This window comes from Cupriavidus lacunae (genome assembly GCF_003353055.1).
In the GTDB taxonomy this organism is placed as follows: Bacteria; Pseudomonadota; Gammaproteobacteria; order Burkholderiales; family Burkholderiaceae; genus Cupriavidus; species Cupriavidus lacunae.
On the sequence record NZ_QKWJ01000022.1, the window covers coordinates 1 to 19,684 of the forward strand.

Annotated in this window: 19 protein-coding genes and 2 pseudogenes; 8 read left to right on the top strand and 13 right to left on the bottom strand. The window is 65.4% G+C overall.

Annotation, left to right across the window (positions count from 1 at the left end; all coding sequences use genetic code 11):
* Positions 1–247: 247 nt before the first annotated feature.
* From DN412_RS18395 to DN412_RS18420, 6 genes are all read right to left on the bottom strand, one after another.
* Positions 248–1,870, bottom strand: a complete 1,623-nt coding sequence (locus DN412_RS18395; RefSeq protein WP_078196508.1) for an ABC-F family ATPase — start codon at positions 1,868–1,870, stop codon at positions 248–250.
* A 273-nt stretch (positions 1,871–2,143) separates the two neighbouring features.
* Positions 2,144–3,103 carry a muramoyltetrapeptide carboxypeptidase gene (gene ldcA / locus DN412_RS18400; RefSeq protein WP_115212918.1) on the bottom strand — a complete coding sequence of 320 codons (960 nt, stop codon included), beginning with the start codon at positions 3,101–3,103 and terminating at the stop codon, positions 2,144–2,146.
* Positions 3,100–3,714, bottom strand: a complete 615-nt coding sequence (gene tadA / locus DN412_RS18405) for a tRNA adenosine(34) deaminase TadA (RefSeq protein ID WP_115212919.1) — start codon at positions 3,712–3,714, stop codon at positions 3,100–3,102. Before tadA ends, ldcA begins: the two co-directional genes overlap by 4 nt.
* A gap of 9 nt (positions 3,715–3,723) precedes the next feature.
* Complete coding sequence (locus DN412_RS18410) at positions 3,724–4,200, bottom strand: 6-pyruvoyl trahydropterin synthase family protein (RefSeq protein ID WP_010809539.1); 477 nt, start codon at positions 4,198–4,200, stop codon at positions 3,724–3,726.
* A 112-nt stretch (positions 4,201–4,312) separates the two neighbouring features.
* A complete protein-coding gene (queE, locus tag DN412_RS18415) occupies positions 4,313–4,948 on the bottom strand; it encodes a 7-carboxy-7-deazaguanine synthase (RefSeq protein ID WP_078196511.1) in 636 nt (211 codons plus the stop codon).
* 256 nt (positions 4,949–5,204) lie between these two features.
* Positions 5,205–6,131, bottom strand: coding sequence for a LysR family transcriptional regulator (locus DN412_RS18420; RefSeq protein ID WP_115212920.1), 927 nt, complete (start codon positions 6,129–6,131; stop codon positions 5,205–5,207).
* 121 nt (positions 6,132–6,252) lie between these two features.
* Here DN412_RS18420 and DN412_RS18425 point away from each other — a divergent pair, with 121 nt between their 5' ends.
* Entirely contained in the window at positions 6,253–7,461 is a 1,209-nt protein-coding gene (locus DN412_RS18425) for an MFS transporter (RefSeq protein ID WP_115212921.1), read from the top strand.
* A gap of 53 nt (positions 7,462–7,514) precedes the next feature.
* Positions 7,515–8,315, top strand: a complete 801-nt coding sequence (gene dkgB, locus DN412_RS18430; RefSeq protein WP_208647616.1) for a 2,5-didehydrogluconate reductase DkgB — start codon at positions 7,515–7,517, stop codon at positions 8,313–8,315.
* A gap of 67 nt (positions 8,316–8,382) precedes the next feature.
* Here the strand turns inward: dkgB and DN412_RS18435 are convergent, their stop codons facing one another.
* On the bottom strand, positions 8,383–8,889 hold the full coding sequence (locus DN412_RS18435; RefSeq protein ID WP_115212923.1) for a DUF1993 domain-containing protein: 507 nt from the start codon (positions 8,887–8,889) through the stop codon (positions 8,383–8,385).
* A gap of 264 nt (positions 8,890–9,153) precedes the next feature.
* On the opposite strand from DN412_RS18435, the gene DN412_RS18440 reads away from it, so the two are divergent.
* Positions 9,154–9,555: a hypothetical protein gene (locus DN412_RS18440; protein ID WP_115212924.1), complete on the top strand. Its 402-nt coding sequence runs from the start codon at positions 9,154–9,156 to the stop codon at positions 9,553–9,555.
* A 23-nt stretch (positions 9,556–9,578) separates the two neighbouring features.
* Here the strand turns inward: DN412_RS18440 and DN412_RS18445 are convergent, their stop codons facing one another.
* Complete coding sequence (locus DN412_RS18445) at positions 9,579–10,199, bottom strand: DUF2239 family protein (RefSeq protein ID WP_115212925.1); 621 nt, start codon at positions 10,197–10,199, stop codon at positions 9,579–9,581.
* A 286-nt stretch (positions 10,200–10,485) separates the two neighbouring features.
* Between DN412_RS18445 and DN412_RS18450 the strand changes: the two genes are divergently transcribed.
* Both DN412_RS18450 and DN412_RS18455 read left to right on the top strand, forming a co-directional pair.
* The gene (locus DN412_RS18450) at positions 10,486–11,082 is read left to right on the top strand and encodes a DUF6088 family protein (RefSeq protein WP_115212926.1); all 597 of its coding nucleotides are present in this window, start codon (positions 10,486–10,488) and stop codon (positions 11,080–11,082) included.
* Positions 11,075–12,103 (top strand): nucleotidyl transferase AbiEii/AbiGii toxin family protein, encoded by a 1,029-nt coding sequence (locus DN412_RS18455; protein WP_115212927.1) that lies wholly within the window; start codon positions 11,075–11,077, stop codon positions 12,101–12,103. The genes DN412_RS18450 and DN412_RS18455 overlap by 8 nt, the downstream gene beginning before the upstream one ends.
* Positions 12,104–12,225: 122 nt before the next feature.
* On the opposite strand, the pseudogene DN412_RS18460 reads toward DN412_RS18455, so the two are convergent.
* Positions 12,226–12,618 (bottom strand): annotated as a pseudogene (locus DN412_RS18460) (zinc-binding dehydrogenase); the annotation flags it as partial.
* Positions 12,619–12,622: 4 nt separating this feature from the next.
* On the opposite strand from DN412_RS18460, the pseudogene DN412_RS18465 reads away from it, so the two are divergent.
* Both DN412_RS18465 and DN412_RS18470 read left to right on the top strand, forming a co-directional pair.
* A pseudogene (locus tag DN412_RS18465) lies at positions 12,623–13,172 on the top strand (ABC transporter permease); the annotation flags it as partial.
* 120 nt (positions 13,173–13,292) lie between these two features.
* Positions 13,293–14,198, top strand: a complete 906-nt coding sequence (locus DN412_RS18470) for a LysR substrate-binding domain-containing protein (RefSeq protein ID WP_115212928.1) — start codon at positions 13,293–13,295, stop codon at positions 14,196–14,198.
* Between the two features lie 80 nt (positions 14,199–14,278).
* Here the strand turns inward: DN412_RS18470 and guaA are convergent, their stop codons facing one another.
* The 4 genes from guaA to DN412_RS43030 all read right to left on the bottom strand — a co-directional run bounded on the left by guaA (position 14,279) and on the right by DN412_RS43030 (position 18,514).
* Positions 14,279–15,898: a glutamine-hydrolyzing GMP synthase gene (guaA, locus tag DN412_RS18475; protein ID WP_115212929.1), complete on the bottom strand. Its 1,620-nt coding sequence runs from the start codon at positions 15,896–15,898 to the stop codon at positions 14,279–14,281.
* The gene (locus DN412_RS18480; protein ID WP_115212930.1) at positions 15,873–16,496 is read right to left on the bottom strand and encodes a hypothetical protein; all 624 of its coding nucleotides are present in this window, start codon (positions 16,494–16,496) and stop codon (positions 15,873–15,875) included. The genes guaA and DN412_RS18480 overlap by 26 nt, the downstream gene beginning before the upstream one ends.
* Positions 16,497–16,706: 210 nt before the next feature.
* Positions 16,707–18,170 carry an IMP dehydrogenase gene (guaB, locus tag DN412_RS18485; protein WP_115212931.1) on the bottom strand — a complete coding sequence of 488 codons (1,464 nt, stop codon included), beginning with the start codon at positions 18,168–18,170 and terminating at the stop codon, positions 16,707–16,709.
* Positions 18,171–18,319: 149 nt separating this feature from the next.
* On the bottom strand, positions 18,320–18,514 hold the full coding sequence (locus DN412_RS43030; protein ID WP_133303058.1) for a hypothetical protein: 195 nt from the start codon (positions 18,512–18,514) through the stop codon (positions 18,320–18,322).
* Between the two features lie 45 nt (positions 18,515–18,559).
* Here DN412_RS43030 and DN412_RS18490 point away from each other — a divergent pair, with 45 nt between their 5' ends.
* Positions 18,560–19,519, top strand: a complete 960-nt coding sequence (locus DN412_RS18490) for a DMT family transporter (RefSeq protein WP_115212932.1) — start codon at positions 18,560–18,562, stop codon at positions 19,517–19,519.
* Positions 19,520–19,684 lie beyond the last annotated feature (165 nt).

The following is a 19,684-nucleotide window of genomic DNA, read 5'->3' on the forward strand; positions in this document are numbered from 1 at the left end:
TCAAGAAAAGGCCTTCCGCCTGCTCAACGTCAGCCCCGTCGCCTGTACCCAGTAATCGACTCGCTCGCGCGCACATAACCGTGCGAAATCAAAGCATTAGCGCGCCACGAGCTCAAAGTTCGGACTAGACTGGACGTGGTCTTCGTCTGGCTGACCGGTCCCTCGCGACGGTGCAGCGCCAGGAAACAAAAAGGGCCGCCCGAAGGCAGCCCTGATTGTTTGCGGCGCAATCGCCGGAACGTAAGACTCAGCCGTCGATACCCTGCGACTGCAGGTACTCGTCATACGTACCCAGGTAGTCGCTCAGCGTGCCGTCCGTGCGCACTTCGATCACGCGCGTGGCCAGGCCACTGACGAACTCGCGGTCGTGCGAGACGAAGATCAGCGTGCCCTGGAACTTGTCCAGCGCAATCTGCATCGACTCGATCGACTCCATGTCCATGTGGTTGGTCGGCTCGTCCAGCGCCAGCACGTTATGGCGGCCCAGCATCAGCTTGCCCCAGATCATGCGGCCCTTCTCGCCGCCGGACAGCACCTTGACCGACTTCCGGATGTCGTCGGCCGAGAACAGCAGCCGGCCCAGCGTGCCGCGCAGCGAGGTCTCGTCGTCGCCCGCCTGCGTCCACTGGCTCATCCAGTCCATCACGTCGCGATCTGCCGGGAATTCCTCGTACGTGTCCTGCGGCATGTAGCCGACGTTGGCGTTCTCGGCCCACTTGACCGTGCCGCGGTCCACTTCCACGCCGCGCTGCACGCCGGTCTGCACCGCCCCGTTGAGCAGGCTGCGCAGCAGCGTGGTCTTGCCCGCGCCGTTTTCGCCGATGATCGCCACGCGCTCGCCAGCCTGGATCGCCAGCGACAGGCTGTCGATGATCTTGCGGTCGTAGGTCTTGGTGATGTTCTCCACTTCCACGGCCAGGTTGTGCAGCTTCTTCTCGAACTCGAAGCGGATGAACGGGTTCTGGCGCGACGACGGCTTGATGTCCTCGACCTTGATCTTCTCGATCTGCTTGGCGCGCGAGGTGGCCTGGCGCGCCTTGGACTTGTTGGCCGAGAAGCGGCGCACGAAGTCCTGCAGCTCGGTGATGCGCTCCTTGGCGCGCGCGTTGGCGGCCATCTGGCGCTCGCGGGCCTGCATCGACGCTTCCATGTAGTCGTCGTAGTTGCCCGGGTAGACCTTGAGCGTGCCGTAGTCCATGTCGGCCATGTGGGTGCAGACCGAGTTCAGGAAGTGGCGATCGTGGGAAATGATGATCATGGTGGAGTTGCGCTCGTTGAGCACGGTCTCCAGCCAGCGGATCGTGTTGATGTCCAGGTTGTTGGTCGGTTCGTCCAGCAGCAGCACGTCCGGGTTCGAGAACAGTGCCTGCGCCAGCAGCACGCGCAGCTTCCAGCCAGGGGCGACGTCGCTCATATTGCCCTGGTGCTGGCTGGTGGGGATGCCCACGCCCAGCAGCAGTTCACCGGCGCGCGACTCGGCGGTGTAGCCGTCGTACTCGGCGTACTTGGCCTCCAGCTCGGCGGCCTTCATGTAGTCTTCGTCGGTAGCCTCGGGGTTGGCGTAGATGGCGTCCCGCTCCTGCGCGGCGCCCCACATCTCGGTGTGGCCCATCATCACCACGTCCAGCACGCGCATGTCTTCATAGGCGAACTGGTCCTGGCGCAGCTTGCCCAGGCGGATACCCGGCTCCAGCATGACGTTGCCCGACGACGGCTCGAGGTCGCTGCCGAGGATCTTCATGAAGGTGGACTTGCCGCAGCCGTTCGCGCCGATCAGGCCGTAGCGGTTGCCCTCGCCGAACTTGACCGAGATATTCTCGAACAACGGCTTGGGGCCGAACTGCATGGTGATGTTTGCGGTAGAAAGCACGTCTGGAACCTTGTCTGGAGATTGTGGCGCCGCGGCGCTGGCCGCGGCTTGCCGGTTTTGCACACGAGGCGCACCCCATGCCGCTCAGGGGCGGGCCTTGCCGGAGATGCATCGCGCTGGCCCGGAGTATTCCGGCGGCCATGGCTGGCGATGCGGCACGGGCCGCGCCCGGTTCATGTGTGAACCCGGCAGGAAGTCAGGAAATAACCCTACATTCTATCATCCGGACGCATTCCTTGCGACCCGGACGCGCGGTATCGGGCCAACCGCCGCTCAGGCCAGCGGCGGCAGCACCGGATAGCCCGAGAAAGCCATGCTGAAGCCGTCGGCACGTGCCGCCAGCCGCACCTGGGCACCGACTGGCAGCGTCAGCTTGCGCGCGCAATGGCCGAACGGCAGCCCGGTCAGCACCGGCACCGGCAGCTGGTCGCGCAGGTAGGCCACCACGGCGTCCATGTCGTAGCCGTTGTCATAGTCGGTGACGCGGTAGTTGGAGAAGTCGCCCAGCACGATGGCGCGCTGCGCGCCCAGCACGCCGGCCTGCTGCAACTGGATCAGCATGCGCTCCACCCGGTACGGCGGCTCGTTGATGTCCTCCAGGAACAGCACCCCGCCCTCTACCTGCGGCATGAAGGGCGTGCCCAGCAGTGTGCACAGCATGGCCAGGTTGCCGCCCCAGAGCGTGCCTTCCACGGTGCCGGAGAACGGCTGGCCGCCCGACTGCGAAGCGGCGATGTCGACGCTGTAGGCAGGGTTGCGCAGGATGCCTTCGAAATGCTCCCACATGAAGGTATCGACCAGATCGGCGCCAAAGTCGGCCAGCAGCATCGGCCCGGCAAAGGTGACGCCGCCCGTGGCCGCCAGGTAGGCCAGTTGGAATGCGGTGAAGTCGCTGTGGCCGACGATGGGCGTGCCGCTGGCGCGGGCCTGTTCGGCGATGCGGGCAAAGTCCAGTTGCGCCAGCAGACGCGCAATGCCATAGCCGCCGCGCACCGCCAGGGTCAGTTCGTGCTGCGCGCCCGTGCCGATGGCGTGCAGGTCGGCCAGCCGCTCCGCATCCGTGCCGCCGAAGCGCAGGTAGCGCCGTGCCAGCACGTCCGGGTTGGTCATGTGGTAGCCATGGTGCTTGAGCCAGGCACACCCGCGCGCGGCGATGGCGATGTCGTGCGGATACCCGGACGAGGCGATCAGTCGGACTTCGGTATGCGGCGGCCTGCTGTTCGGCGTACTCATGCTTCAGTGTCGGTGTCGTTGTCGTTGTTCGTGCCGGAATCGGTGACTGGCGCGGCGGCGCCTTGCTGTGCGGCCTTCTGCGCCGCCTTCTGGGCGCGGCGCCGGGCGCCGAAGAAATCCTTCAGCATCTGGCCGCAGGTATCGGCCAGCACCCCGCCGGCGATGGTGGTCTGGTGGTTGAGCTGCGCCTGCTCGAACAGGTTGAGCACGCTGCCGGCGGCGCCGGTCTTGGGGTCGGTCGCGCCGAACACCACGTGGCGCAGCCGCGCGTGCAGGATCGCGCCGCTGCACATGGCGCACGGCTCCAGCGTCACGTACAGCTCGCACTCGGGCATGCGGTAATTGCCGATGACCTGGGCGGCGGCGCGCAGTGCCTGCATCTCGGCATGCGCGGACGGGTCCATCGAGCGGATCGGCAGGTTGTGGCCGCGCGCGATGATGGTGTCGTTCCACACCACCACGGCGCCCACCGGCACTTCGCCGGCGGCTTCGGCCAGGCGGGCTTCTTCCAGCGCGGCGCGCATGTAGCGCGCATCGCGCTCGGCGGCTTCGGCCGGGTCATCAGGCAGTGCGCGCGGCGCGCGCACGGGCAGAGGCGGCGTCTCTGTCATCGTCCCCGCTCAGTCCTGCGCCGGCAGCACGGCTGGTGCGCTGACTTCCGCCCAGCAATTGGGCGTTTCGAACAGCACCAGCCTGGTCAGCTGCAGGTGATGGCCGAAGCAGTCCTTGAACACCGGCGCCAGGATGTCGAATGCGACCTGTGCCAGGTTCTCGACCGTCGGGATCGCATCCAGCACCACGGTCTTGTGTCCTTCCATCGATTGCAGGAAGTTCAGCAGCGCGGTGTCGCCACGATAGATCAGGAAGGCATGGTCCCACTTGTTGACCAGGTGCTCGTTGGCGAGCGCCTTGATGTCGCCGAAGTCCAGGATCATGCCGTCATCCGACGCGCCTTCGCGATGCAGGACCTCGCCCGACAGCGTCAGGTCCAGCCGATAGCGGTGGCCGTGGATGTTGCGGCACTGGCCGCAGTGGTTCGGGATGCGGTGGCCGGAGTCGAACTCCAGCCGGCGGGTAATGGAAACTTGTTTGCTCATGTGTACCGGCGCCATGCCAGCCGCCTGCGTTGGAACGGACGCTGCGCGCGCATCCGATGCCTGTATTGTGTACGTTTTGCCGCCCGTTGGGCGAGCGATGGATACCTGCCGCTCAGCGGATGCCCAGCAGCTTGTGGGTCTGCAGCGACAGCCGCCAGCGCGGATGGCGCTGGCAGAACGCCACCGCGGCGGCGGTATTCTCCCTCGCCAGCGGGCCATCCATGGCTTGCACCAGGAAATGGCGGAAATCAAGTTTCTCGTATGCGGCAAAGTCCTGCCCGTCCTGCGGGATCACCACCTTCAGCTCGTCGCCGCGCGTGACCACCAGTTCCGAGCCCATCTTCGGGCTGACACAGACCCAGTCGATACCCGGCGGCACGGCAATGGTGCCGTTGGTCTCGATCGCGATCTCGAAGCCTTGCGCATGCAGCGCGTCGATCAGTGGCGCATCGAGCTGCAGCAGCGGCTCGCCCCCGGTGCAGACCACCAGCGGCTTGCCGCCGGCGCCCTGCGGCCATTCCGAGGCGACCACCGCGGCCAGCTCTTCGGCGGTGCGGTACTTGCCGCCGCGAGTGCCATCGGTGCCGACGAAATCCGTATCGCAGAACTGGCACACCGCGCTGGCACGGTCTTCCTCACGGCCAGTCCACAGGTTGCAGCCGGCAAAGCGGCAGAACACCGCGGCGCGGCCGGCGTTGGCGCCTTCGCCCTGCAGCGTATAGAAGATTTCCTTGACGGCGTAAGTCATGCGTGGGGGTCTCTCTGGGACCGTAAACGGACAATCGGCAGCGCTTTGCTGGCCGGGGTTCAGTAAAGGGTGGGCAGGGCCGGTGCCGGATCTCGCGTCTCGATGTGGACCGCAGGGTATCGATCGGGCGGCATTGCTGACGGCACGCACGGATCTCATCCGTGCAAGGCTCCGGGCGCTGCCGGAGGGGCCGTCCTGGCCTGTCGCTGGCTGCGTCCGGCGCTGGACCGGACGTACTGCAAGTATACCAGAGGGCTCAGGGTTTTCGCTTAGCCGCCGCCGGGGCGCGGCCGGGCTCGCCTGCCAGGTTGGCGGCGAGGAAGTCCAGGAAACAGGCAATCCGTGCCGACAGCTGCGTATTCAGGTAATACACCGCGTGGATCGATTGCCGCACCTCCACGGTGTGGTCCACCAGCACCTGCACCAGGTCGCCCGCGCGGCGGTCGGCCTCGGTCATGAAATCGGCCAGGCACACCAGCCCCTGGCCCGCCAGCGCCAGGTGGCGCAGGGTTTCGCCGCTAGAAGCCGCCAGATGTGGCTGAATCGGCAGCTCCATGCCCGCTTCGGTCCGCAGGGGCCAGCGGTTCAGCGCCTCTGGCTGGGTGAAGCCCAGCAGCGTATGCCCGCCCAGGTCGGCCACGCCGCGCGGCCGACCGTGCGCTTTCAGGTAAGCCGGGCTGGCCAGCACCCGCAGCCGCGAGGTGCCCAGCGCACGCGCATGCAGCGTCGAATCGCGCAGCGCGCCGATGCGGATGGCCACGTCGGTGCGGTGCTCGATCAGGTCGATGATCTGGTCGTTGGTGTTCAGTTCCAGCTCGATGTCGGGATACAGGCGCCGGAACTCTCCGACCAGCGGCACCACCGCATGCAGCATGAACGGCGATGCCGCATTGACACGCAGCTTGCCGGCCGGCCGCTGGCGGCGCAGCGCCATCTGCTCCTCGGCAGTGTCGGCCGCGGCCAGGATGCCGCGCGCATGGGCCAGCATGGCGCCGCCCTCTTCGGTCAGTTCCAGCCGGCGCGTGGTCCGGCGCAGCAGCGTGGTTTCCAGCTTGTCTTCCAGGCGGCTCAGCGCGCGGCTGATGCCCGACACGGTCTGCCCGAGCTGGTCGGCAGCGGCCGTGATCGAGCCGCTATCGACCACGGCGACAAAGGCGGCGAGTTCTTCCAGGGTCAGCTTCATTCTTGAATTTTAGTCAAATATCTTCTGCAGATCACCGGGTTTTTCTGCAAAAGCATCCACGGCACACTCCGCCCTGTTCCTGGTTCCTTTTGCCGTTGTTGCCCTTACCGGAGGCTGCATCATGCCCATTGCCCTGTTCGCGCTGACCATCAGCGCCTTTGCCATCGGCACGACCGAGTTCGTGATCGTTGGCCTGATCCCCACCATTGCCGCCGACCTGCACGTTTCCCTGCCGTCGGCCGGGCTGCTGGTCAGCCTGTATGCGCTCGGCGTCGCTGTCGGCGCGCCCGTGCTGACCGCACTGACCGGGCGCATTCCGCGCAAGCTGCTGTTGTTGTCGCTGATGGCGCTGTTCACGCTTGGCAACCTGCTGGCATGGAAGGCGCCCGGCTATGAATCGCTGGTGCTGGCACGCGTGCTGACCGGCCTGGCGCACGGCGTGTTCTTCTCGATCGGCTCGACCATTGCCACCGGGCTGGTGCCGCGCGAGAAGGCCGCCAGCGCGATCGCCATCATGTTCACCGGCCTGACCGTGGCACTGGTGACCGGCGTGCCGCTGGGCACCTTCATCGGCCAGCACTTCGGCTGGCGCGAGACCTTCCTGGCCGTCTCGGCGCTGGGCGCGGTGGCCTTTGTCGGCAGCCTGCTGTTCGTGCCGCGCACCATCGCGCACACCCCGCCGGCGTCGCTGATGCAGCAGGCCCGCGTGCTGGCCGAGCCGCGGCTGCTGCTGGTGTATGCCAAGACCGCGATCGGCTACGGCGGTTCGTTCATCCCCTTCACCTTCCTCGCCCCGATCCTGCAGGATGTGTCCGGCTTTGACGCCGGCGCGGTCGGCCTGGTGATGCTGGTGTATGGTGTCTCGGTTGCCGCCGGCAATATCTGGGGCGGCCGCCTGGCCGACCGCCACGGCCCGATCCCGGCGCTGAAGCTGGTGTTCCTGCTGCTGGCCCTGGTGCTGTTCGTGCTGACCTTCACCGCGCCGCACCGCTGGCTGGTGGTAGGGACCGTGCTGGCCTGGGGTGCCGTGGCCTTTGGCAACGTGCCCGGACTGCAGGTCTACGTGGTCAAGCAGGCGGAACGCTTCACGCCTGACGCCGTGGATGTGGCCTCGGGCCTGAACATCGCCGCCTTCAACCTCGGCATTGCCGGCGCGGCCTGGGCCGGCGGGCTGATCGTGACCCACCTGGGCCTGATGCAGACTCCGTGGATCGGCGCGCTGGTGGTGCTGGTGGCGCTTGCCCTGACCGAACTGAGCGGGCGCCTGGACCGCGCCGCTGGCTTCGATGCCCGCAGCGGCGGTGTGCCGGCCAGCGCCATGACGCACTGACCCGCACCTGGTACTGAAACTTCCCGAACACCCTGCAAGCTTAGGAGAACATCATGCAGATTCCCGCCATCGGCCTCGGCACGTTCCGACTCAAGGGCCAGCAGGTCGTCGACTCGGTGCGCACCGGCCTGGAACTGGGCTACCGCCATGTCGACACCGCCCAGATCTACGACAACGAGGCCGAAGTCGGCCAGGCCATCGCCGCCAGCCGCGTGCCGCGCCAGGACCTGTTCGTCACCACCAAGATCTGGACCGAAGCGCTGGGCCGCGACCGCCTGCGCGCCAGCCTGGAGCAGAGCCTGGAAAAGCTGCAACTGGACCAGGTCGACCTGACGCTGATCCACTGGCCATCGCCCGGCGATGCGATCCCCGTGCAGGAATACATGGAGGCACTGGCCGAGGCGCGCGCCGCCGGGCTCACCCGCGCGATCGGCGTGTCGAACTTCACCATCGGCCACCTCAGGCAAGCCATCGATGCCGTTGGCGCCGACCAGATCGCCACGCAGCAGATCGAGATGCACCCGTTCCTGCAGAACCGCAAGCTGGCCGACTACACCCGCGCGCAGGGCATCCACATCACGGCCTATATGCCACTGGCCTACGGCAAGGTGATGCAGGACCCGGTGCTGCAGCGGATCGCGCAGGCGCACAGCGCATCGCCCGCGCAGGTGGCGCTGGCATGGCTGCTGCAGCAGGGCTACGCGGTGATCCCGTCGTCGACCAAACGCACCAACCAGGAGAGCAACCTGGCGGCGGCATCGCTGCGGCTGTCGGAACAGGAGCTGGCAGCCATTGCCGGACTGGACCGCGGCGAGCGGCTGGCCAACCCAGGCTTTGCGCCGAAGTGGGACTGAACGCTGGCCCAGCCTGATGAAAAAGCCGGGCGCGAAGCCCGGCTTTGCCTTGTCTGACCTGCTCGGCTTACTTCAGCCCCAGGTAATCACGCTTGCCGATCTGCACACCTTTGTGGCGCAAGAGGTCGTAGGCCGTGGTCACATGGAAGTAGAAGTTGGGCAAGGCAAAGCCCAGCAGGTAGGACTTGCCGTCGAACCGCACCGGCCCCTGGCGCAGCTTCAGCTCGATCACGCGCTGTTCGCTGCCTTCCAGCTGCTCGGGCGTAATCTGCTCCAGAAATACGATGGTGCGGGCGATGCGGTCCTCGAGCTCGGCAAACGTGGTTTCGGTATCGGCAAAGGAAGGTACCTCGATGCCCGCCAGCCGCGCGGCGCAGCTCTTGGCGGCATCGCTGGCGCGCTGCACCTGCGACGACAGCGGGTCCATATCGGCAATCAGCCGGGTCTGGATCAGGTCGGCCGGATCCATCCCCTGTGCCTGCGCATATGCGGCGCCCTTGGCGAGGATCGCGTCGAGGTTGCCGAGCGCGCGGATAAACGGGGGAATCGAAACGTCGTACATCGAGATTGCCATGGGGGTCTCCTGTGCAGGGCTTGGCTGGCTTGTCTTGGTGGCTCAGGCATTCGAGCCGTACCGCAGCCGCGAGCATAGACCGGATCGGCATTCGCTGCCTGACCATGCCGGCATACCCACGGCGGGCAGCGGGATATCCCGCGACACCTCACCCACCGACGCCCGGAAGCGGCGCGCCGGCAGCGGGCAACCGACAACCGGCAACCTGATTTAACATATCCGGCCATCGCCCCGCCATCTTGCGGCCTTGTGGCCGCGCCCCACATGAACGCGCCGTTCCCTCTTCGCACGGAATGCCCGCCCGGCGCCTGCATCTGCGGGCGCGAAGCGCTGCTGAGTGACCCCAACGCCGACTTGCGCGTGCTGCGGCTCACCCGTGCCGAGGAAAAGCGGCTGGTCGAGCGGCTGGAAAGCCTGACCAGCCTGGCCGAACTGCAACGGATGGAAAGCCTGATGCAGACCCAGCTGGGCATCGTGCTGACCATTACCCCCAGCGCCCGCGGCGTGCGGACGGTGCGCGGCATCAGCATCCAGGTGCAGGAGCAGCCCGGCCTGTGCCGCAAGATCCGCCAGTCGATCCCGGCCGCCATCCGCCGCAGCATGGAAGAACATCCCGAGATCGCCTACGCGATCGTGGATGCCCACGACCTGCTGGGCGGAATCTGATCTGAACGGGACCGCGGGTCGGTTCAGGCGTTGCTGTCCGCAAGGCGCAACGCATGCTCGCGGACATCTACCGGCCATACCGCAATCTGCTGCGCAAAGCCCGCCACATCGCCCGCGAACAGCGCCCGCGTGGCTGCCTCGAAGCCGGGCAAATCCCCCGCTATCGCCATCATGAAGTGATAGGCCCGCTCGCTCGCAAGGCGGCTGCGGTCCTTGTCGGCATTGTCGCGGCGCGCCTGCTCGACCAGCTTGCGCAGGGCGACGGACGCCCCGCCCGGCTGGGCTGCCAGCCATTCCCAATGGCGCGGCAGCAGCGTCACCTCGCGCGATACCACGCCCAGCTTCGGGCGCCCGCGGCCTCGGGGCTCGGCCACATCCGCGGCGTCGTCGTTTTCGCCGTCCGGCTGCCGCCGGGATTCAAGCTGCGCCGCGCGTTCGGCGGTCCGCTCAAGGACTGCGGCTTCCGTCCCGCTGGTATCCAGGTCGATCGAGCGCCCGGTGCTGTCGTCGAACACCAGCACGGGGCCGCCCGCGCCAGCTTCTAGCGCGCGCTTGAGTGCCAGCGCATTGGCTGGCAGCGAGCCTGTGGCGATACGCCGGTGGCCGTCAAAGGTCGTGTAGTTGTGCAGCGTTGTGTTGGTCATGGGAATGCCCAGGGAAGATGACCCCAAAATATTACCCGGATAAAATAAAATATCAATATCATCCGGGTATAAATCGCATGCCGCTTCGCCTTCCGTTCACCTGGGCTCCAGTTACCACCCATCCGACGTTGCCGCCAGGCGATCGGGCAGCCCAGGCCTGATCGCGCCGAACGTCGCTTGAGCACCAGAAGCATCCAATGCAACACTTTCATCCAGCGACGTTCTCGCTGGATGTCAGAAATTAATATAGAATTCTGACATTCGATATCGATTTACACAGAAGGCGATGAACACGCTCCCCGAAGCCGTGCTGCTACATGCTCATTCCCTGCCAGAGGGAGGCATTGTCTCGCCCAAGGAATTCCTTCATTTGGGAACCCGCGCCGCGGTCGATCAGGCTATGTCGCGCCTGACCAAGGCTGGCAAACTGCTGAGAGTGGCCCGCGGCAGCTATGTGGTGCCCGTTTCCAGCCGCTTCGGAACCCGTGCGCCTGCCCCGGAAAAGGTCGTGGAGGCGCTTTCCGCTCACAGCGGTGAAGTCGTCGTTGCGCATGGGGCCACAGCGGCGAATGCCCTTGGCTTGACGCAGCAGGTGCCGATTCGCGAGATCTACCTGACCTCCGGGCGCAGCCGCACGCTGCAGTTCGGGCGCTCCGAAATCATGGTGAAGCACGCCCCCCGCTGGATGTTGGCATTGGGCGCAGGACCTGCCGGTGCAGCGGTTCGTGCCCTGGCCTGGCTGGGACCACTGCACGCCCGTCGGTCACTGGCAACATTGCATCGCTCCCTTCCCCCGTCGGAATGGCAGACGCTCGCAGCCACCCGTGCGGCGCTGCCATCCTGGATGGCACGCGCCATCGGCGAGGAAGCGGCGCATGGCTGATGCCTTCCTGCGCCTCAGCGCCGATGACCAGCGCGAAGTATTGGAGATCGTCCGGGAACGGACCCAGCGTCCCACGCTACTGCTCGAAAAGGACGTTTGGGTCGTCTGGGCACTCAATGCCCTCTTCAACTCCATCCTCGCCGGCGACCTGACCTTCAAAGGTGGGACATCATTGTCCAAAGCGTATAAGGTCATCGATCGCTTTTCCGAAGACATCGACCTCACGCTCGATATCCGCAAGCTGCTTCCGGATCTGACTGGCGGCGCCGGTTTCCTGCCGCCAAGTCGAAGCCAGGCTTCGAAATGGACCCGCGCGGTCCGAGCCCGGCTACCCGGGTGGCTCGCGACAGCGGTACTGCCCGTCCTGGAAGCTGCGCTGGCACGTGACCAGTTGCACGCTACCCTGGAGATCGGCGGCGAGGACAAGGACAAGCTCCTGCTGCACTACCCAGCGGTCAAACCCAGCAGTGGCTACGTGCGAACGGTGGTAACCCTGGAGTTCGGTGGGCGCGCCACGGGCGAACCGCACCAGGCGCTGCCGGTGACATGCGACATGGCCGGGTATGTCCAGGGCATCCTCTTTCCGACCGCCACCCCAGTCGTAATGAGCGTCGCCCGGACCTTCTGGGAAAAGGCCACCGCAGCACACGTCTACTGCGCGCAAGGTCGAATCCGCGGCGAGCGATACGCACGCCATTGGCATGACCTGGCAGCGATCGCAAGAAGCGGGCATTTCGCGGATGCCCTGTCAAACCGGCAAGTGGCGATGGCCGTGGCCGAGCACAAGTCCTTCTTCTTCCCTGAAAAGGATGCTGAGGGTGGCACCCTCGACTACAGGACAACAGTAAGCGGTGGGATATGCATCGTTCCTGAAGGCGCTGCCAGGGAAGCGCTGCGGGAAGACTACGCGGCCATGATCGGGGATGCCATGATGCTTGGCGATCCACTGGATTTCGATCAGCTCATGCACGCGTGCGCTGAAATTCAGCATCAAGCAAACAAATTGGCCACGATTGGTTAAGACACCCGAAATGGCATAAACCAAGGAGTGCGCAACTGGCGGCGAGCCCCCCCCCCCGGGGTCCGCCGGTCTGGCTGAACTCGACCATGGCCACGATATCGAAGCGCCGGGTACTTGCCATGTCAGCCACCCTGGCCAAAGTCGAGCAGTACCTTGCAGCAATCGCGCGGATTGCGCTCGGCCAGCGCGAAGGCGTCGGCGACATCGCGGAAACCGACGTGGTGGGTGACAATTTTCCCGGGATTGACCAGGCCTTTCGCGATCCAGTCAATCACCGTCGGGAACATCGCGCAATTCAGCCTCGAGGCATACAGCGTCAATTCCTTCTTGGTGAGTTCCTGCTGCGGGATCGCCGATGGGGTTGACGAAAAGCCCAACACGCCGATGCGCCCGGCCGGCGCCGCAATGCGCACCGCCTCCTCCAGGATGGCCGGATGGCATACGGCATCGAAGATCAGCGTCGGCCCGCCTTCCACGCCTCGCGCCGCCAGCGCCTGTTCGACGGGTTCGCGCGCGGTGAGCGTTTCGAATGCTTCATTCGGTATCTACTTTCCGAGATTCACGGGAACGATTTACGAACTACTGTCGGCGCCCATCTCCTCTCTGGAGATCGTAGCCGGATACGTTGGGGCAGCCGCTACCAAATCCGTGCTGCTTGGCATCAAGCATGCTCGTTACGGCCGGACTCTTCGTTCCGCTGCAGCTCGCTCATCCATGGTGGACGATAATTTTCCTGTTGCTGATGTCCCTCACATTCAGCCTTCTGGGCTTCATTATCGGCATCTGGGCTGACGGTTTCGAAAAGCTGCAAATGATTCCGCTGCTGATCATCACCCCGCTGGGTTTTTTAGGTGGCAGCTTCTATTCGATCGATATCCTGCCACCCTTCTGGCGAGCCGTAGCCCTGTTCAATCCAGTGGTCTATCTGATCAACGGTTTTCGCTAGAGCTTTTATGGGATAACAGACGTAAGTGTCGGCCTGAGTCTGGCGATGATCCTGGTCTTTCTGATGATATTGGCTGCGATCGTGGCGTGGATTTTCAAGACCGGGTATCGCCTGAAGGCGTGACTGGTTTGTCGCCGCCGCCCCCGTCTACCAGGCGAACTATCGACTTCAACAGCCGCCCGGACAATGACTGGATACGGCGCCGTAACCTGGCTAGCGCAGCGGAGTAATTGAGTACCGATCATGGACCTGCGTAGACTTCGATATTTCGCCGCTGTCGCTGAGGAATTGCATTTTGGCCGGGCCGCTGAGCGTATGCATGTCGTCCAGTCAGCGGTGAGCCATCAGGTAAAACTTCTGGAAGAGGAGCTGGGATTTCCGCTCCTGGAGCGCTCACGCCACAAGGTTCGGCTGACGGTCCCCGGCGAAATCTTCTTGCCCGAGGCGCTTGATCTGCTTCGTCGGACTGATGAAGCGGTGCATCGTGCGCGTTCGTCGGCTGAAGGTGCGGTCGGCCGTCTGGCCATCGGCTTCGTGGACAACGTGCTCTGGTCGATATTGCCGCCGATGCTTCGGGACTTCCGCAAGCAGTGGCCGAGCATCAAGTTGACATTGCATCCGCTCGACCGGGCGGAACAGATCGAGGCACTCCGCACATCAGTCATTGATATCGGAATCATCCCGTCTCCCTCGCCCGGTCATCCGCTCAAGACCGTCGCACTCGAAGCGGCCCCCTTGATCGCGGCAATCCCGGACGGCCATCCGCTCGCCTCACGGTCCGCGCTGTCCATCGCCGACCTCGCCAACGAGCCGTTTGTTCTGTTTCCCCTGAGGATGAACAGCCGGATTCTGGAAGTCATCATCGCGTGCTGTGCTTCTGCCGGGTTTACGCCACGCGTCACGCAAGAGGCCGGACAGCTCCAGACCCTGCTTGCGTTCGTCAGCGCGGGCCTTGGGGTCACGCTGGTGCCGCAGTGGGTAGCACGCGTCCAGCAGCCAGGGGTCACCTACATGACCGTCAATGACCTGTCGACGCCTTATGAGTTGATCGCTGCATGGAATCCCGGCACGGACAATCCGGCGGTTGCGCACTTTCGAGAGATTGCGACCTCAATCGCCGGCCAGGCGCTTCACCAGTCGCCAGGCTGATCGCGCGCGTCACGCCTTCCTGGCAAAAAATAAGGCGCCTCGAAGGCGCCCTAATTGGTCGATCGGAAATGACCGTCAAGTCACTCCCACTCGATCGTCGCCGGCGGTTTCCCCGACACGTCATACACCACCCGGTTCAGCCCACGGACTTCGTTGATGATCCGGTTCGAGCAACGCCCCAGCAGCGCATACGGCAGGTGCGCCCAGTGCGCGGTCATGAAGTCGGTGGTCTGCACCGCGCGCAGCGCGACGACGTAGTCGTAGGTGCGGCCGTCGCCCATCACGCCCACGGACTTGACCGGCAGGAACACGGCGAAGGCCTGGCTGGTCAGGTCGTACCAGCTCTTGCCGACCTGGTCCGGCTCGCACAGGCCCGCGGCGGCGTCCTGTTCGGTGGCGATGGTCTTGCGCAGTTCCTCGATGAAGATGGCATCGGCGCGGCGCAGCAGGTCGGCGTAGTCGCGCTTGACCTCGCCCAGGATGCGCACGCCCAGGCCCGGGCCCGGGAACGGGTGGCGGTAGACCATTTCCGGCGGCAGGCCCAGGGCCACGCCGAGCTCGCGCACTTCGTCCTTGAACAGGTCGCGCAGCGGCTCCAGCAGCTTCAGGCCCAGCGTTTCGGGCAGGCCGCCGACATTGTGGTGGCTCTTGATGGTGGTGGCCTTCTTGGTCTTGGTGCCACCCGATTCCACCACGTCCGGGTAGATGGTGCCCTGCGCCAGCCACTTGGCGTTGGTCAGCTTCTTGGCCTCGGCCTGGAACACTTCAACAAACTCGCGACCGATGATCTTGCGCTTCTGCTCGGGGTCGGTGACGCCGGCCAGGTGGCCGAGGAACTGGTCCGAGGCGTCGACATGCACGACCTTGGCGTGCAGGCGGCCGACGAACATTTCCATCACCAGCTTGCCTTCGTCCTGGCGCAGCAGGCCGTGGTCGACGAACACGCAGGTGAGCTGGTCGCCGATGGCGCGGTGGATCAGCGCTGCGGCCACGGACGAATCGACGCCGCCGGACAGGCCCAGGATGACCTCTTCATCGCCGACCTGTTCACGGATCCTGGCAACTGCTTCCTCGATATGGTCGTGCATGACCCAGTCAGGCTTGCAGCCGGCGATCTGCAGCACGAAGCGCTCCAGCATCTGGCGGCCCTTGACGGTATGCGTGACCTCCGGGTGGAACTGCACGGCATAGTAGTGGCGCGCCTCGTCGGCCATGCCGGCGATCGGGCAGCTCGGCGTGGAAGCCATCAGCTTGAAGCCCGGCGGCAGGCCGGTGACCTTGTCGCCGTGGCTCATCCAGACCTTGAGCATGCCGTGGCCTTCCGGCGTGCGGAAATCCTCGATGTCCTTGAGCAGATCGGTATGGCCGTGGGCGCGCATCTCGGCATAGCCGAACTCGCGCTGGTCGCTCCACTCGACCTTGCCGCCCAGCTGCACGGCCATGGTCTGCATGCCGTAGCAGATGCCCAGCACCGGCACGCCCAGGTCCCACACGGCCTGCGGCGCGCGCAGCTGGTGGTCTTCATAGGTGCTGGCGTGGCTGCCCGACAGGATGATGGCCTTGGGGGCGAACTCGCGCACGAACGCGTCGGTGACGTCGTTCGGGTGGATCTCGCAATAGACGTGCGCCTCGCGGACGCGGCGGGCGATCAGCTGCGTGACCTGCGAGCCGAAATCAAGAATGAGGATTTTGTCGTGCATGATGGGCCGATGGCGTGTCTTCCGGGACGGGCTCGGTCACGACTTCCGTGCCGGGGCCATAGCCCGGCGGCGGCGTGATGACCGGCTCGCGCCGGTATTCTGGGGTATTTGTTTGGCGCGCCACGGGGGCGACGCCGGGTTCCTTGCGGACTTCCTTCCTGTTTTCCAGTTCCTGCAGTGCGCGTTCGGCCTTCAGTTGCCGTTCGCGGTCGCGCACGCGCCTGGAAGCGGGGATCTGCACCAGCGCGAAAAACGCCAGCACCACTGCCATCACCGGTAGCCAGATCTTGCCCGCGCCGACCAGCGGCAGTTCCATGAACACCATCCAGGCAATGATCAGGATGGCACTGGCCAGGTTCACATAGCCGGCCGTGCGCGCAACCGGCACGGTCAGCTGGCCATTGAACGTTGCCTGCCACAGCAGCACTGCCAGGCCGACCAGCGCCACGCCCAGCAACTGCCCGAACAGGGCCGGCTGCGGCTGCGGCAATTGCAGCGCCGCATACAGCGTGGTAAACGGGGACATCAACAGCAGGATGCCCAGCAGCAGGTCCACCAGGGCATCGAAAAACAGCACGGCTCGCAGCAATACCTTCATTGGCGCTCCTCGTCATGGGCCCGGCCAATGGTGCGGCTGGCTGGTGCGGCCCACTGCAGGCAACCCACTGTCAGGCAACACCGGCTTGGCGAGCGGCCGGCCCGGATGGCATTCCGGTCAGGCGAAGGCGCCGCCCGCGGCAGTGCGCCCTCGCCCCGACGATCTCGCGGCCGCGCACCGCCGCCAGGCGACGGGCGCAACCACTGCGCGTCAGTCGATATGGTAGTTCGGCGCTTCCTTGGTGATCTGCACGTCGTGCACGTGCGATTCACGCATGCCGGCTGCCGTGATCTGGACGAACTGGGCGCTCTCGTGCCAGTCGGCAATCGACTGGCTGCCGCAATAGCCCATCGAGGCACGCACACCACCGGTCAGCTGGTGAATGATCGCCATCACCGAGCCCTTGTACGGCACGCGCCCTTCAATCCCTTCGGGAACCAGCTTGTCGACGTTGGCGGTGTTGTCTTCCTGGAAGTAGCGGTCTGCCGCGCCATCCTTCATCGCACCCACCGAACCCATGCCGCGGTAGCTCTTGAACGAACGGCCCTGGAACAGGAACGTTTCGCCCGGCGCTTCCTCGGTACCCGAGAACATGCCGCCCATCATCACGGTGTGGGCGCCGGCCGCCAGGGCCTTGGCCACATCGCCGGAGTAGCGCACGCCGCCGTCAGCGATCAGCGGCACGCCGGTGCCCTTGAGCGCTTCGGCGACGTTCGAAACCGCCGTGATCTGGGGCACGCCCACGCCGGCAACGATACGGGTGGTGCAGATCGAGCCCGGGCCGATACCGACCTTGACGCCGTCGGCGCCATGCTCGACCAGCGCACGCGCGGCATCGCCGGTGGCGATATTGCCGCCAACTACCTGCACCTGCGGGAAGTTCTGCTTGACCCAGCGGACGCGGTCCAGCACGCCCTGGCTGTGGCCGTGCGCAGTATCAACCACAATCACATCGACGCCGGCCTTGACCAGCAGTTCCACGCGCTCGTCGTTGTCCGGGCCCACGCCGACTGCGGCGCCCACGCGCAGCTGGCCGCGGTCGTCCTTGCTGGCCAGCGGATTGTCCACTGCCTTCTGGATGTCCTTCACCGTGATCAGGCCGCGCAGCTCGAAGGCCTGGTTGACCACTAGCACGCGCTCAAGGCGGTGGCGGTTCATCAGGCGCTTGGCTTCTTCCAGCGTCGCGCCTTCGGCCACGGTCACCAGCTTTTCGCGGGGCGTCATCTTGGCGCGCACCGGGGCGTCGAGCTCTTCCTCGAAGCGCAGGTCGCGGTTGGTGATGATGCCGACCACGGCCTTGCCTTCCAGCACCGGAAAGCCGGAAATGCCATGTTGCTGCGACAGGGCGATCACATCGCGGATCTTCATGTCCGGCGAAATGGTGATCGGATCACGCAGCACGCCCGACTCATAGCGCTTCACGCGCGCGACTTCGCGAGCCTGGTCAGCGGGCTTCAGGTTCTTGTGGACGATGCCGATACCGCCGGCCTGCGCCATGGAAATCGCCAGGCGGGCTTCCGTCACTGTGTCCATCGCCGCGGATACCAGCGGGATGTTCAGTTCAATGGAGCGGGTCAGGCTGGTGCGGAGGGAGACATCCCGGGGAAGGACGGCCGAATAGGCCGGGACGAGCAGCACGTCATCGAATGTGAGTGCTTTCTGGACAAGACGCATAGCAAATCCTCTAGGCGCAAAACCGAATTATACAGGAATGCGCGCTTTGCTGATGCACTGCAATGGGCTTCAGAACCCGTTCCACAATGAAGAAGGGGCGCGAAGGCTGCTGCCGGGCCGCAGGGCTAGGCGTGGCCGACGCGGCGTGGTTATTCCACGCAATCCAGCCGCAACAACGCCATGCGGCCCGGCAGCAGCCTTCCCTTCGGGTTCAAGCCAGGCGCGGCGCACGCGTTGTTACGGGCCTTGACCTTGGAATGACCAAGGCCGGCGGCCCGCCGCCTAGCCTGCGCCGCGCCTGGCTTGAACGCGCTCCCTTCTTCATTGTGGAACGGGTTCTCCAAGCGGTCTGCTATGCTCGTCGTCCTTTTATCCGGGCGAAGCGAAGCATGGGAATCGGCGTATTGTGCGGGCTGCTGGCAGGCGCCTTCTGGGGCATGGTCTTTATCGCCCCCAAGCTGCTGCCCGTGTTTTCGCCGTGGGAACTGGCCATCGGCCGCTACCTGGCCTACGGGCTGGTTGCCTTCGTGGCCGCCCTGCCACTGATGAAGCGCATCGCCCGCAAGCTGACCCGGGCCGACTGCGTGGCGCTGCTGCGCCAGGCCTTTACCGGCAACCTGCTCTACTACGTGCTGCTGGCCTTCGGCGTGCAGCTTGCCGGGGTGGGCCCGACCTCGCTGATCATCGGCATCCTGCCGATCTCGGTCACCATCATGGGCCGGCGCGACCAGGGCGCGGTGCCGCTGGCGCGGCTGGTGTGGCCACTGCTGGTGGTGGCCGCGGGTATCGCCTGCATCAATATCGACCTGTTCGGCGGCGCCCAGAGCGCGCATGCGGCGGCGGCCGGCGCGGCAGTGCGGCCGGTCTGGCAGAAGCTCGCCGGGGTCTGCTGCGCGGCGGGTGCGCTGGTCTGCTGGACGCTCTACGCGGTGGACAACGCGCGCTACCTGCAGCGCAACCCGCACTACAGCGGCAATGAATGGTCGGCGCTGTACGGCTTGTCGACCGGCGCGGTATCGGCGGTGCTGGCCGTGATCGGCTGGCTGCTGGCAGGCGACACGCTGAGCGCGGCCGACAACGGCCGCGACTGGCAGTGGTTCTGGATAGTCAATGCCGCGGTGGCGCTGGGTGCGTCGCTGATCGGCAACAACCTGTGGAATATCGCCAGCCGGCGCCTGCCCCTGACGCTGTCGGGCCAGATGATCGTGTTCGAGACGCTGTTCGCGCTGGCGTATGGCTTTGTCTTCGACCACCGCTGGCCCCGGCCGCTGGAAATCGCCGCCATTGTGTTGCTGATTGCCGGCGTGGCCTGGTCCGTGCGCTTGCACGCCACCGACAAGTCTGCGTAGACTAGCGAACGATGGCGCGGGGGTCACACGCGCCACGAAAAACAGCATCACCCGGGGTCAAACCGGCGCTACGCACCTGATACCGGGCGGGCGCCAAGCCATCGCCGCGGCTGTCCTGCCGCGGCATTGCCATGCGCGCAGCCGGCGGCCCAGCACGATTCCAGC